Genomic DNA, 13,720 nt, shown 5'->3' with positions numbered 1-13,720 from the left:
GAACTGGGTGCGCTGCAAAAGGATCAACTCCAGAACCTCTCTCCCGATGCACTCAAACAGGCCCTGGCACATGGCGCACGCGTCGCCGCCGTCACCGTTTCCCGCGCCGGCGCAAATCCCCCTTGGGCGGACGAGCTCTAATTCGGATCGGCAAGGCCAACCCCAGCGACAACAACGACGTGCCCCCCCGGACCCCGATAGGGCCACAGCATTACCGTAAGGGCAGGTATATCTTCGTCCAGTGAACCTGCAAATCCGCGAGGGCAATTTTGCGCTTTGTCACGTACCCGAATTCACTCGAGCAGTCGTACCTGTTTACACATTTGTCGTGCATAGGTTTTCAGCGGTCAGCCTTTTTCTACACCACATTGCCCATAGTCATCTGGTGCTGTGCCCAATGTCAAAAAGAACGCCTATCTAATCGCCAAGGCGGAAGAAAAGAGTCGTGTTGCCGGGCAGGTCGAAACTGATGGACTGGGTTTGCCCGCTCCATACGATATCTTCGCTGTCGCACGATACAGGCCCATGTCCTGAACCGCCAAACGTGGTGTCATCGCTGTTGAGCGCAACCTGCCATCGTCCAGCATTGGGAACGCCCAGACGGTAACCTTCGCGCGGCGCCGGGGCCATGTTGCAAACCACGATGACCGGATCCTTCCCGTCTTCACCTTGGCGCACCCACGCATAGACAGACAGATCAGATTGATCGACTTCCAGCCAGTAAAATCCCGACGGGTCACTATCGGTGGCATAGAGCGTGGGCGTCTCACCATAGAAAGTGTTGAGCGCCTTGACCCAAGCCTGCACACCGCGATGCCAGTCGTGATCGAGCAGATGCCAGTCAAGCGACCGCTCGTGGTTCCATTCCTCACCTTGTGCAAACTCCTGTCCCATGAACAGAAGTTTCTTGCCCGGATGCCCCCACATGAAGCCGTAATAGGCGCGTAACCCGGCGAACTTGTCAAAACCCTCGCCCGGCATCTTGCTCAGCATTGAGCCCTTGCCGTGCACGACTTCGTCATGGCTGATCGGCAGGATGAAGTTCTCTGAAAACGCGTAGGTCAGTCCAAAGGTCATCTGGTGATGGTGATGCGAACGGTGGATCGGGTCGCGGCCCATGTAATCCAGCGTGTCGTTCATCCAGCCCATGTTCCACTTGAACCCAAAGCCAAGTCCGCCCTGATCGACGGGTTTGCTGACACCGGGGAAGGATGTGCTTTCTTCGGCAGCCATCATCACCCCCGCATCCGCGTCATAGACCAGTTGGTTCGTGCGTTGCAGGAAGGCGATCGCCTCAAGGTTCTCGCGCCCGCCTTGTTGGTTGGGAATCCACTCGCCATCTTTGCGCGAATAATCGCGGTAGAGCATGGAGGCCACGGCATCGACACGCAGACCGTCGATATGGAATTCCTTGATCCAATAAAGCGCGTTGGCGCAAAGGAAGTTCTGAACCTCGCGGCGGCCGTAGTTGTAGATCAGCGTATTCCAATCCTGATGAAACCCTTCGCGCGGGTCTGCATGTTCATAAAGCGCGGTGCCGTCGAAATTGCCCAGACCATGCGCGTCTGTCGGGAAGTGACCCGGCACCCAGTCCAGCAAAACGCCAAGGCCCGCGAGGTGAGCGGCGTTGACGAAGGCACGGAACTCATCAGGTGTGCCGAAGCGAATTGTTGGGGCGAAAAGCCCAATGGGTTGGTATCCCCACGAGCCGTCGAAGGGAAATTCCGAGATCGGCATAAGCTCGATATGCGTAAAGCCCATGTCGCGCACATAATCGACCAGTTCCGAGGCGAATTCGAGATAGCTGAGCGGGCGGTCGCCGTCTTCAACCTTGCGGCGCCACGAGCCAAGATGCACCTCGTAGATAGACACCGGTTTGTCGTGGCGATTGCGGTTGGACCGGGTGGTCATCCATTCATCGTCGCTCCACCCGTAGCCACCAAGATCCCGCACGACCGAGGCTGTGGCCGGCGGATGTTCTGCACCAAACCCGACGGGGTCTGCTTTCAGCGGCTGAATGGTCCCTGCCCCGTCGCGAATTTCATATTTATAAACTGTGCCTTCGCCCAGATCCGGTATGAAGATTTCCCAAATACCGGTCGATCCGCGCGCGCGCATCACGTGGCGCCGACCGTCCCACTGGTTGAATTCTCCGACCACCGAAACGCGGCTGGCTGCCGGGGCCCAGACCGCAAAATGCACACCCACGGCCCCTTCATGCGTCATCGGATGCGCACCCATGCGATCCCAAAGCTGCAAATGCGCGCCTTCTGCGATCAGGTATTCGTCCAGCTCGCCCAGAACGGGGCCGAAGCGGTAGGCGTCGTCTTGTTCCCACTCCGTGTCGCCGCTGCGGGCGCGCAAGCGGTAGCCACCGGTCGCAACACCTTTGCGGACAAAGCCGGAAAACAGTCCGCGTCCGTCCAGCCGCTCCAATGTGGCCTCAACCTTGCCTGTCTTGCCGTCCAACACATCGACGCTCTGCGCGCCCGGCAAAAGCGCCGTGACGCTCCAACGGCGGCCGTTCTTATGTGGTCCAAGGATCGAAAATGGGTCGGACATCGTGCCTGTCAGCAACTCTTCCGCTGTGCTCGTATCAAAGGTCGGTGTGTAGGTCGCGGTGTTCATTTGTCGTCCCCCAAAAGCGATGACACGCCCCAAATGTCATCGGCATAGCCCTGAATGGTGCGGTCCGATGAGAACCAGCCGGAATGCGCCGTGTTAAGGACCGCCATCCGCGCCCAGCCATCGCTGTCGGCGAAACCTTCATCAACCCTACGCTGCGCGTCCCAATAGGCGTCGAAATCCGCGACCACCATGAAATAGTCGTCGCGCAAAAGCTTTTCGAGAACGGGCCAGTGGCGGGTCGGATCACCGGGTGAGTAGAAACCAGTGCGGATCTGATCAATCACCTCACTCAGGATCGGGCTTTGGTCGATATAGTTCTGCGTGACATACCCTTCGCGCGCGCCCTCGACCTCGTCCGCGGTCATGCCGAAGATGTAGATATTGTCGTCTCCCACACAATCGCGGATTTCGACATTCGCACCGTCCAACGTGCCTATGGTCACCGCGCCGTTCAGCGCGAACTTCATGTTCCCGGTGCCCGAGGCTTCCTTGCCAGCAGTCGAAATCTGCTCGGACAGATCCGCGGCGGGGATCAGGATTTCCGCCATGGAAACGTTGTAGTTGGGCGGATAGATCACCTTGAGCCGATCGCCGATGACCGGGTCATTGTTGATCGAGTTGGCAATGTCATTGATCAATCGAATGATATTCTTGGCGTCGATGTAAGCGGGTGCCGCCTTGCCTCCGAAGAACTTGACGCGTGGGGTCCATGCGGCGTCGGGATCGCGGCGGATCGCATTGGCAAGGGCCGCCGTTTCCAGCGCGTTCATCAGCTGGCGCTTGTATTCGTGAATGCGCTTGATCTGGATGTCGAACATGGCGTCGGGCGAGATTTCGACCCCCAAATTGTCAGAAACCCAATCCACCAACCGCTGCTTGTTTTCCTGCTTTACCGCCATGAACCGCTGGCGAAAATCCGGGTCATCGACCAGTGGCGCAAGTTGCTTCAACTGCTCCAAATCGAGCACCCATTCGGTGCCGATGGTCTCATTCAACAGATGGCGCAGGCCGGGGTTGCAGCCATGCACCCAGCGGCGCGGGGTCACACCGTTGGTCTGGTTCAGGATACGGTCGGGATAGACGGCGTGCAGATCGCTAAAAACAGTCTGCTTCATCAGGTCTGTGTGCAGCGCTGACACGCCGTTGACCTTGCGTGCGCAAGTGAAGGCAAGCGTGCCCATGTTGACCTTGTCGTGTTCAACGATATGCGCGTTGACGCCTGTTTTGGACGCTTTCACATCGCGCGCCAATCGGTCGTCGATGCGTTCGATCAGTTGCATGTGACGGGGCAGAATCGTGCCCATCAAGGACACCTCCCACGCCTCAAGCGCTTCGGGCAAAAGCGTGTGGTTGGTGTAATGCAGCGTACCCTGAGCGATGTCGAACGCCGCGTCGAAGTCCTGTCCGTGAATGTCCATCAACTGCCGGATCAGTTCAGGCCCCGCAATCGCCGGGTGGGTATCGTTCATCTGGATCGCGACCTTTGACGGCAAGGCCGTCAGATCGCCGTTATGCGCCAAGAAGCGCCGCATCAGGTCTTGCAGAGAGGCTGAGGTAAAGAAGAACTCCTGCTTCAGGCGCAGCTCTTTGCCGATCTCGGTGCTGTCGTCGGGATACAGGACACGAGAGATCGTTTCGGCCAAAACCTCGGGGGCTGCGGCCTGCATGTATTCACCACGGTTGAACGGGTCCAGATCAAAGATTTGCTTGGGCTTCGCGGACCACAGGCGCAGCGTGTTGGTCCAGCTTGCGCGCCACCCAGGAACCGGCGTGTCATAGGCTTGTGCCATCACGGTATCGGACGGCGTCCAGACAGCACTTTTACCCTTCTCAGTGACCTGACCTCCAAACCCGATATCATAGAGGCATTCCGACCGTTCAAATTCCCAGTTGTGCTGGTGGCGCAGCCAATCCTCGGCCATTTCCATCTGGCGGCCATCTTCGAAGGATTGCCGGAACAGACCATGCGCATAGCGAATGCCATAGCCGTGCGCCGGGATACCAAGGCAGGACAGGCTGTCAAGAAAACAAGCAGCAAGCCGACCCAGCCCGCCATTACCCAACGCGGCATCGGGCTCGTCCCCCACCACATCGGCAAAATCCACATCGTAAGCCGCAAGCGCCTCTTTCGCTTCGTCCTCAAGGCCAAGGTTGTTCACCGCGTCTTCAAGGATGCGGCCCAACAGGAATTCCATCGAGAGGTAGTAAACCCGCTTGCGGTCCTTTGCGTAGGTCTGATGCGTTGCATCGAACCATGGCGTGATCAGCTTGTCACGGACGGCTCGGGACAGGGCCAGACGCCAATCGGTGATGGATGCACTTTCCGGCGTCTTGCCCACGCTATGGGCAAGGTGAAAGTCGATTGCGCTAGCAAGCGCGCCTGTAGCTTTGAAGTCTTTCATGGTTTTTCCAGTCACGGTCATGTGTGTTTTGGGCCCGCGCGATTCATCATGTGATGACGTCTGCGCTGCTCCGGCCAGTGTGTTTCGTTATGTCAGCAAGGGCTTCTGCCGCTGCGATCACAGGGGCAAGGGCCGCCTGCAAGTCCTGCGTATGGTCTCCGCTGCGGTCGACAAAGCGTTCCAGATAGACGCGAAGCGTGGCCCCTTGGGTGCCTGTGCCGGACAGGCGCATCACAACGCGCGAGCCGTCTGTGAAACCAATCCGCACGCCCTGTGCCTCGGTCAGGCTTTGATCAATCGGATCGCGATAAGCGAAGTCATCCGCGGTGCTTACTTCCAATCGCGCAACCGCCGTGCCCGGCAGATCCGCCAAGCGTCCGCGCAGAGCCGCCATCAGCGCCTCGGCAGCCTCCGTCGGGATTTCCTCGTAATCGTGGCGCGAATAGAAGTTGCGCCCGAAGCTGCGCCAATGATCGCTTTGCAATTGGACAATATCACGCCCGTCGCGCGCCAGAATATTCAGCCAGAGCAACACAGCCCAAAGCCCGTCTTTTTCCCGAATATGGTTTGACCCGGTGCCCGCGCTTTCTTCTCCGCAAAGCGTGGCCTTGCCCGCGTCTAGAAGATTGCCGAAAAACTTCCATCCGGTTGGCGTTTCAAAGCATGGAATACCCAAACGCTTGGCGACCAGATCGACCGCCTGACTTGTGGGCATGGAACGTGCCACGCCCGCAAGTTTGCCCGAATAAGCGGGTGCCAGATGCGCGTAAGCTGTCAGCAAGGCAAGGCTGTCGGACGGCGAAATGAAAGTGCCCTTGCCCATGACCATGTTGCGGTCACCATCGCCATCAGAGGCTGCCCCGAAATCAGGCGCGTCATCACCGTTCATGATCGCCACCAGTTCGCTGGCCCAGACGGGGTTCGGATCAGGATGCCCACCGCCAAAATCCGGCGACGGCACAGCGTTGATGACCGAACCTTTGGGCGCGCCCAGAGTCCCTTCAAGGATGCGTGTGGCATAGGGGCCGGTGACCGCATGCATGGCGTCGAAACAGATGCGAAAGCCGCCCGCAAAAAGGGTGCTGATAGCATCGAAATCAAAAAGTTCCTGCATCAGTGTTTCATAGTCATCGACAGGATCAACAACGTCGATCCGGCAATCGCCAACTGTGAAGGAACCGACCTTGCCGATGTCTTCAGGCTCTTGTTCGGCAATCTTGTATTCCGTGATCTCAAGCGTCTTGGCAAAGATCGCATCGGTGATCTTTTCTGGCGCTGGCCCCCCGTTGGCTGCGTTGAACTTAATGCCGAAATCGCCGTTCTCGCCGCCCGGATTGTGGCTGGCTGACAGGATAATCCCGCCATCGGTCTTATACTTGCGGATCAGGTTCGATGCAGCGGGTGTGGACAGGATGCCGTCTTGCCCCACAATCAAACGTGCAGCTCCGTTGGCTGCGGCCATCCTGATGATCACGCCGATGGCCTGCGTGTTGAAGAACCGGCCATCGCCGCCAACGACATAGGTCTTGCCCGCCGCGCCGCCCGTGCCGTCAAAGATGCATTGCACGAAGTTTTCCAGATATCCTGGCTCACGGAAAACGGCCGTTTTCTTGCGCAAACCGGAAGTCCCCGGCTTTTGCCCTTCAATGGGCGTGGTCTGAACAGTCTTGAAGACCATCTTTTTTCTCCATTCTTCTGGGGTTCGACCGACCTTGAGCCCGCATGTCTTCGGCAAGCCTTTTGAAAGCTTCCGACTGTGCGATCTCATCGACGGTGAAAGGGGCCTTCAGCCGCCAGTTCGGATAACTGTCGACTGTGCCCGGCAGGTTCTGTTGGGACGTGCGTTCCGCGATATCATCAAGCTGGATCGACACCATGCTGGCATTCGCGCGCGCCAGTTGATGATGAATTTCCGGCACCGGGTCCGAGGAGCCGAGCGTTTCGCGCGCACGTGTACGATCCGCGTGGGTTTTTTTCAGCGTTTGCGCATCAATACCACCGAACTGATGCCTTACGCGCGCGTCTTCGGCGGTGAAAAACCCGGCGACGGTAGGTGTATCATGGGTCGCAAATCCACAAATCGCCAAGCGTCGTGTCTTGGTCGTATCGGTGAAACCGCCGGTCGTCGTGCGCATATATTGCAGCACGTCCAGACCGTAGACGCCCGAGGCAGCGAGCTTTTCGCGCAGCCCCTCGGGGATCAGACCCAGATCCTCGCCCACGACGATTGTATTGCTGCGCGCACTTTCAATTGCCACAACAGCAAGAAGCGCGTCGAAAGGATAGCTAACGTAAGTGCCCTCGGCCCCGCCATCGGGGATCCAGAAGCTGCGCATCAGGCCCAAAACGTGGTCGATCCGGATCATGCCCGCATGGCGCATAACGGACCGGAGCAGGCGCGCGAACCCGGCATAGCCTTCAGACCGCAGTTTCAGCGGCGATTGCGGAGCAAGGCCCCAGCTTTGACCAACGGGGCCAAGGGGATCAGGCGGCGCACCAAGCGTGGCACCAGTGATCAACGAGCTGTCCTTCACCCAAGTCTCTGCCCCGCCAAGACGAGGACCAACTGCAAGATCAAGGTATAGTCCAACGCGCATCCCGGCTTTGCATGCCCTGTCCTGCGCGTCTGAAAGTTGCACGTCCGCCTGCCACTGTTCCCATTTGATGCGGGCGATTTCCTCTTTATGGGTGGTCTCAAATGCCGCTAGGGCATCCGCATCATGGTCGCGGTATGGCGCGGGCCAAGTGCGCCAGTCTGCGCCAAAGCTGACGGACAAGACTTCGAACAGAGCAAATTCGTGAAGCGCGATCCCTGCCCACTCGACATAGGTTTTAAAAGCGCGTCGCTGAGGCGCACCGTCTGGAAGGTCGCAAAAACTGGCAAACTGATCCGCAAGTGCGCGCGCGGTGTTTCGCAATGCTGTCGGGTAATCAACCAGTTCCGTTTCGTCACCCGCCTGACCGTCATAGTCCGCACAGTGCCACGTGTTCAGTAACCCGCGATGGCTGGGGGAGTACGGGCTTACCACATCGTCAGGCCGGGCCTGACCCATCGCATGCACGGGGTTGATGCCGACAAAGTCCGCGCCATGCGCTGCCATCGCAACGGCATAGTCACCAAGCAAACCATAGCTTCCAATCTGTGCGGCATCTCCGTCGGTCAGACCATAAAGCGGCGCCAACACGCCCCAAATACGCGGCTCGGGGATATGATCTTCCAACTGGATGGCACTGGCCGGGCGGGCCAGAACCCAGGTGGTGAATTCGCGCGCATCAGAGCGTAAGTGCAGGCGGTGAATACCCAGTGGCAGGTCGGGAAGCGAAAGCTTGTTCTTAGCCTGCCCACGGGCAAGCGTTTCACCGGTGCCTTCCGCCTCAAGCTTCCATTCCGCAGGCCGCGCCAACGTCAGCTTACAAAGCTTACCGGCGTCGACGACAACTTCGGGCGGCAGTGGCCGTGCTGCGTCTTCGGTCTGCATTTGTCGCAATAGGACCTGCGCATCCGTGTCTGAGCGGACATCCAGCCCCATCGCCTGCAAAACTGCAACCTGAGTATCGCGCGACACCTCGATCGTCTGGCCGTCAAACCCGCGATACTGCGCGTGCACGCCGACATAGGTGCAAAGCTGGGACATCCAGTCTGTCATGCTGTGACCTGCGCGCCGACGAAAACCACCAGCGAATGGGTTGCAATCGGCTGCCTGTTGCGTTCGGTGACGATTGCAGCAGGCGCCGTTGGGGCCGCGGTGTCCAGCACGCGCTTCCATTGCTGATCTGCAGTCGGGTCAGGCAGCGTCACACATTTGTCGCTTTCCCCGCCATTCACCACGATCGCGACCGTGCCTGATTGTGACAGCGCGCTTTCCACGCCGCCTCGGATCAAAAGGCAAAACCCATCAAGCGAGGAATCGCGCCAGTTCAACGCGCCACCCTTCAAACTGAACCACTCAACATCCGGCAGCTCATCTTGACGCAACCGCCCGTGCAGATAGTGGCCCTGTCGCAAAACCGGGTTGTCCCGGCGCAACGCAATCAAACGCTTGGCGAAGTCCAGAAGACCGCTGTCAGCATCTGCCCAGTTGATCCAACTGGTTTCGTTGTCCTGGCAATAGGTGTTGTTGTTACCACGCTGCGTGCGCCCCAATTCGTCCCCGGCCAGAAGCATGGGGGTTCCTTGGGACAGGAAGACCGTCGCCAAAAGATTGCGCGCCCGCTGTGCCCGGCGGGCAAGGATCGCGGTGTCCCGCGTGTCGCCCTCGACACCGCAATTGTCAGACAGGTTGTGCCCATGGCCATCGGCGTTGCTTTCGCCGTTGGCTTCATTGTGTTTCTCGCGATAGCGGGTCACATCGGCCAGCGTGAAACCGTCATGGGCGGCAACGAAATTGATCGAACTGTAAGGTTTGCGCCCGGAGTGATCGAATATTGATGCCGTGCCCAGCAAATTGCCCGCCAGTTCCCGCGCCGCATGCGCGTCGCCACGCCAGAATTTGCGTGTGGTGTCGCGGAACCTGTCGTTCCATTCGCCCCAATCGGCAGGAAAGCCGCCAAGCTGGTAGCCTCCGGGCCCGATATCCCATGGCTCTGCAATCATTTTGCACCGGCTTAGGACCGGGTCCTGCCGGACCGCGTCAAAGAAACCACCATGCAAATCAAAGCCATGCGGTTCGCGCCCCAGTGTCGTGGCAAGATCGAACCGAAACCCGTCGATCCCCATGACCGTCACCCAATATCGCAAGGAATCCAGAACCATCCGCAGCACAAAGGGATGGTGGACCGCCACGGTGTTTCCGCAGCCGGTATCGTTCACATAGTAACGGGAATGGCTGGCCTGAAGGGTATAGTAGGCCGCGTTGTCCAACCCGCGAAAAGACAGGGTCGGGCCGCGATGATCGCCTTCGGCAGTGTGGTTGAAGACGACGTCCAGAATAACCTCGATACCCGCTGCATGAAGCCGGTCGACGGCGTGACGGAACCCATCGACGCCGTTCGGCCCGAGATAGCGGGGCTCAAGGGCAAAGAAACCAAGGCTGTTGTAGCCCCAATAGTTCGTCAGCCCGCGCTCAACCAGAAAGCCATCATCAAGAAACGCGTGCACCGGCAGCAGTTCCAGCGCGGTCACGCCGAGCTTTTTGAGATGCGCGATGATGGCATCACACCCAAGCGCCTCGTAGGTGCCGCGCAGGTTTTCCGGCACATCGGGATGAAGTTGGGTCAGACCTTTGACATGGGCCTCGTAAATGACGGTTTCCGACCACGATCTGCGCGGGGCCGGCGTGCCGCTCCACGGTGTTTCGGGTTCTGGCACGATGGATTTGGGAACGAATTGGGCGCTGTCAATCTGGCTTGGTCCAGCGTCGCGTTCAGGCACCGCGAGGTCATAGCCCAGTGTTTCCTTGGCCGCGTGCCATTCGCCGTGAAACGCGCGGGCATAGGGATCGGCAAGCAGCTTCATCGGATTGAAACGGTGGCCCCGGTCCGGTTCATAGGGCCCGTGCGCCCGATATCCATAAAGCGCGCCGGATTTCAGACCCGGAACATAGCCATGCCAGACGGGCCCTGTGCGGTCCGGCAATGCCACGCGCGCGGTTTCGCGCTGTCCGTCAGGGCTGAACAGGCACAGCTCGATCTTTGTCGCGTTCTCGGAAAAGACCGCGAAGTTGACGCCTTGGCCGTCAAAGATCGCACCCAGACGGGTGTGATCTCCGGCAACGATGCTAAGGATGGGTGCGGCTTCATGCATCTGCTCTTAGGCCCCTGCCAAGTTACAATATATATCCGCCATCCGCTGCGCAGAGACATCCCAGCCCACAGGATGTTTCATCCCGTTGCGTTGGATTTTCTGCCACGCCTTTGTGTCGGAATAGATCGCCATAGCGCGGTCGAGTGCATCGCCCAGTTTCTCGCCCGTCGTTGGCGCGAATTGCAGGCCTGTGGCACAGCCCGCAGCCAGTGCAGCCTCATTGGCGTCAATGACCGTATCGGCCAGACCGCCGGTGACCGAGACGATCGGCAAGGTCCCATAACGCATTGCGCAAAGTTGGGTCAGGCCGCAAGGCTCGAACCGGGACGGAACCAGCGTGGCATCCGCACCCGCCTGCATCTGATGAGCCAGATCTTCGTTGAACCCGATTTCGACACCGACACTGTTGGGATAGCGGGCGGCGAGTTCACGAAAACCCTGTTCCAGCTCTGGCGTCCCCGACCCCAGCAGCACGAACCGCGCGCCTCTTTCAAGGATTGTTGGCAACGCTTGCAATGCGAGATCCAGCCCTTTTTGCTCTGACAAGCGGCTGATCACCGAAAAGAGCGGCGCGGTGGTGTCCGGGTCAAGACCGAAATGTTCCAACACTGCTTGTTTGTTCACACTCTTTTTCGCCAGCGTGCGGCTTGTGTAATTCTGAACCAGTGCCGGGTCGGTCGCGGGGTCCCAGGCGACCATGTCGATACCGTTGAGGATGCCGGAAAGGTCCGCCTTGCGCGCCATCAAAACGCCCTCAAGCCCCATTCCAAACTCCGGCGTCATCAGTTCTCGTGCATAGGTCGGGCTGACCGTGGTAATCTGGTCGGCCTGCATCAAGCCACCTTTAAGAAAGCTGATCTGGCCGAAATACTCAAACCCGTCCTGTGTGAAGCCTTTGGGATCAAGACCCAATGTGCCCATAGTCGTTGCCGGGAAATTGCCCTGAAAAGCGATGTTGTGAATGGTCAGGACACACGGCGGCGCCGCGCCAGCAGCTTGACGCAAATAGACCGGAGTCAATCCAGCCTGCCAATCGTGTGCGTGGATCACATCGGGCTTCCAGCCCGCGATACCGGTGCGTCCGATTTCCGCACCCAACCAGCCAAGCAATCCAAAGCGCAGATGATTGTCCGCCCAATCCACACCACTTTCGTTCAGATAAATCTGGCCCGGACGGTCGTAAAGATGCGGCGCGTCGATCAGCAAAAGGTCAACGCCGCTTTCACGCTTTTCCAAGACGCGCACCGATCCGCCAAAATGTGAACCGACATTCAGGATTTCCGTTGCCCCGGTCGCCAGATGCGCAATCTGGCGGTAAAGCGGCAGAAGGACACGACATTCAACATCATGCGCCCCCATTACACGGCCAAGCGCGCCGACGACATCTGCCAATCCCCCCGTCTTGACGAAGGGCGCGCATTCAGACGCAACTGAGAGTAGGTTGAGGGTCATTGCTCCAACTTGTCGATCATCGCTTGTGTGATAAGGCATATCCCATTCTCAGAGCGGCGAAACCGCTTGGAGTCCTCTTCTGCGTTTTCGCCCACAACAAGCCCCGCGGGAATACGCACAGACCGATCAATGATGACGTTCTTCAACCGTGCTTTGCGTCCTATACGAACATCTGGCAACGCGACAACACCATTGAGTTCAGAATACGAGTTTGCATGGACTCCACTGTGCAACAGGCACTGGTTCAACTGCGCACCCGATATGATGCACCCGCCCGCAACCATCGAAGAGACGGCCATGCCGCGCCGGTCTTCCTCGTTATGTATGAATTTTGCAGGAGGCGTCAGCTCGGAATAGGTCCAGATCGGCCAGCTATGGTCATACAGGTCCAACTCTGGCTCGAAATCGGTCAGGTCGATACTGGCCTGCCAATAGGCATCGATGGTGCCGACGTCTCGCCAATAGGGCTTTTGCTCATGCGAACTGGTCACACAGGAACGGCTGAACGGATGGGCATAGGCATTTCCCGCCGCAACCAAGGCAGGGATAATATCTTTGCCGAAATCATGCTCGGACGTCTCGGACTGAGCGTCTTCACGCAGCAGTTTGATCAGGAACTCGGTCTTGAAGACATAGATCCCCATGCTGGCCAAGGACTGGGTTTCGTCACCCGGCATTGATGGCGGATCAGCGGGTTTTTCAACAAACTCAAGAATACGGTCACTCTCGTCGACCGCCATCACACCGAACGCGCTGGCTTCTTCTCGTGGTACTTCGATGCAGCCGACAGTCACGTCCGCCCCGGTCTCCACATGCTGTTCCAACAGCACCGAATAATCCTGTTTATAGATGTGATCGCCTGCCAGAATAAGGATGTATTTTGGGGCGTAGCCTTCGATTATGTCGATGTTCTGAGTGACAGCATCCGCCGTGCCAAGATACCAGTTACGTTCGTTGACACGCTGCGATGCAGGCAGGATATCAAGAGACTCGTTGCGTTCCGCCCGAAAAAAGCTCCAGCCGCGCTGCAGGTGACGGATAAGGCTGTGCGCCTTGTACTGCGTCGCCACACCAATGCGACGGATGCCGGAATTCACCGCGTTCGACAGCGCAAAATCGATGATCCGCGTCTTCCCTCCGAAATATACCGCAGGCTTGGCCCTGATATCGGTCAGCTCCTTCAGGCGGCTGCCCCGCCCTCCGGCCAGTACGAATGCCATTGTCTCGCGTGTAAGTCTATGAGTTGAAACGCTCATTTCGAGTACCTCCCCTATCGGCGTCATCGCAGCGCCGAATCGTCATCCTGGTTTCACAATCATCTTAACCTCTAATGACCAGTTTATTTGCATCGGTCAATTATTAATTCACTCTTATTTATTTATTGACTTGATCTGCAAACTTGGTCAGTTTCTCGTTAGGACAGGTCATGGATACGGGACGAGATGAACCACGCTTTGAAAGCTGAAGTCGAAGATGCCGGCCTCGATACCCCATG

The 13,720-nt window shown here is 58.3% G+C and carries 7 protein-coding genes and 1 pseudogene; 1 reads left to right on the top strand and 7 read right to left on the bottom strand.

Going from position 1 to position 13,720, the window contains the following annotated elements; genetic code table 11:
• Nucleotides 1-141, top strand: a pseudogene (locus MWU51_RS17020) (carbohydrate kinase); the annotation flags it as partial.
• 276 nt (nt 142-417) lie between these two features.
• Here MWU51_RS17020 and glgB read toward each other — a convergent pair.
• From glgB to glgC, 7 genes are all read right to left on the bottom strand, one after another.
• On the bottom strand, nt 418-2,562 hold the full coding sequence (glgB, locus tag MWU51_RS17015; RefSeq protein WP_247039757.1) for a 1,4-alpha-glucan branching protein GlgB: 2,145 nt from the start codon (nt 2,560-2,562) through the stop codon (nt 418-420).
• Between the two features lie 62 nt (nt 2,563-2,624).
• The gene (locus MWU51_RS17010) at nt 2,625-5,030 is read right to left on the bottom strand and encodes a glycogen/starch/alpha-glucan phosphorylase (RefSeq protein WP_247039755.1); all 2,406 of its coding nucleotides are present in this window, start codon (nt 5,028-5,030) and stop codon (nt 2,625-2,627) included.
• A gap of 46 nt (nt 5,031-5,076) precedes the next feature.
• Nucleotides 5,077-6,708 (bottom strand): alpha-D-glucose phosphate-specific phosphoglucomutase, encoded by a 1,632-nt coding sequence (locus MWU51_RS17005; RefSeq protein WP_247039753.1) that lies wholly within the window; start codon nt 6,706-6,708, stop codon nt 5,077-5,079.
• On the bottom strand, nt 6,674-8,677 hold the full coding sequence (gene malQ, locus MWU51_RS17000; protein WP_247039751.1) for a 4-alpha-glucanotransferase: 2,004 nt from the start codon (nt 8,675-8,677) through the stop codon (nt 6,674-6,676). Before malQ ends, MWU51_RS17005 begins: the two co-directional genes overlap by 35 nt.
• Entirely contained in the window at nt 8,674-10,773 is a 2,100-nt protein-coding gene (gene glgX, locus MWU51_RS16995; protein ID WP_247039749.1) for a glycogen debranching protein GlgX, read from the bottom strand. The genes malQ and glgX overlap by 4 nt, the downstream gene beginning before the upstream one ends.
• Before the next feature lie 6 nt (nt 10,774-10,779).
• Entirely contained in the window at nt 10,780-12,225 is a 1,446-nt protein-coding gene (gene glgA / locus MWU51_RS16990) for a glycogen synthase GlgA (RefSeq protein WP_247039747.1), read from the bottom strand.
• The gene (glgC, locus tag MWU51_RS16985) at nt 12,222-13,481 is read right to left on the bottom strand and encodes a glucose-1-phosphate adenylyltransferase (RefSeq protein WP_247039745.1); all 1,260 of its coding nucleotides are present in this window, start codon (nt 13,479-13,481) and stop codon (nt 12,222-12,224) included. The genes glgA and glgC overlap by 4 nt, the downstream gene beginning before the upstream one ends.
• Nucleotides 13,482-13,720: the final 239 nt, after the last annotated feature.

The organism is Aliiroseovarius sp. F47248L, assembly GCF_023016085.1.
Taxonomy (GTDB): Bacteria; Pseudomonadota; Alphaproteobacteria; order Rhodobacterales; family Rhodobacteraceae; genus Aliiroseovarius.
Note: the sequence above shows the minus strand (reverse complement) of the source record. Positions and strands in the feature narration are given on the sequence as shown.

Bases quoted from the DNA above. Each gene is read 5' to 3' on its own strand.
- glgB (WP_247039757.1), bottom strand. From the start codon at position 2,562: ATGTCCGACCCATTTTCGATCCTTGGACCACATAAGAACGGCCGCCGT.
- MWU51_RS17010 (WP_247039755.1), bottom strand. From the start codon at position 5,030: ATGAAAGACTTCAAAGCTACAGGCGCGCTTGCTAGCGCAATCGACTTT.
- MWU51_RS17005 (WP_247039753.1), bottom strand. From the start codon at position 6,708: ATGGTCTTCAAGACTGTTCAGACCACGCCCATTGAAGGGCAAAAGCCG.
- malQ (WP_247039751.1), bottom strand. From the start codon at position 8,677: ATGACAGACTGGATGTCCCAGCTTTGCACCTATGTCGGCGTGCACGCG.
- glgX (WP_247039749.1), bottom strand. From the start codon at position 10,773: ATGCATGAAGCCGCACCCATCCTTAGCATCGTTGCCGGAGATCACACC.
- glgA (WP_247039747.1), bottom strand. From the start codon at position 12,225: ATGACCCTCAACCTACTCTCAGTTGCGTCTGAATGCGCGCCCTTCGTC.
- glgC (WP_247039745.1), bottom strand. From the start codon at position 13,481: ATGAGCGTTTCAACTCATAGACTTACACGCGAGACAATGGCATTCGTA.